The sequence below is a fragment of the Flavihumibacter fluminis genome (genome assembly GCF_021491375.1).
GTDB classification, from domain to species: Bacteria; Bacteroidota; Bacteroidia; order Chitinophagales; family Chitinophagaceae; genus Flavihumibacter; species Flavihumibacter fluminis.
The window spans coordinates 1-316 of sequence record NZ_JAKEVY010000018.1; the positions used below are offsets into that span (position 1 = coordinate 1).

At 44.0% G+C, this 316-nt stretch carries 1 protein-coding gene; it reads right to left on the reverse strand.

Annotated elements, in window-relative coordinates; all coding sequences use genetic code 11:
• Positions 1-120 precede the first annotated feature (120 nt).
• Positions 121-316: NIPSNAP family protein (locus L0U88_RS20715; RefSeq protein WP_234868777.1), on the reverse strand; the 196-nt coding region annotated here is incomplete at its 5' end.

Here is a 316-nt window from a genome sequence, read left to right on the forward strand (position 1 = left end):
AGAAGCTTGATTTTCAAATTTTCCAGAACAAAAAAGGGGGCCAAAAGGCCCCTTTTTTTGTTTTATAGACACTTAATTTGATTGAATGCCAGCTTATCTGCGTAGATAGTCTCGGATGCTTTATTTCATAGGAGAGAAAGGGAGTGGCTGCAAGTAAAGTGATTCGACTTTTTCCACGATTTTGCCGTTTTGCTCGGAAGCGTCACGCACGGTGATCCAAACCGGATCCTTGCCGAATTTTGCGAAGGAATCCTTCCCAGCCTTCTCGCTTTTGTGCGCCAATAGGTACACCAATTTTGGCTGAACGGATTCATCC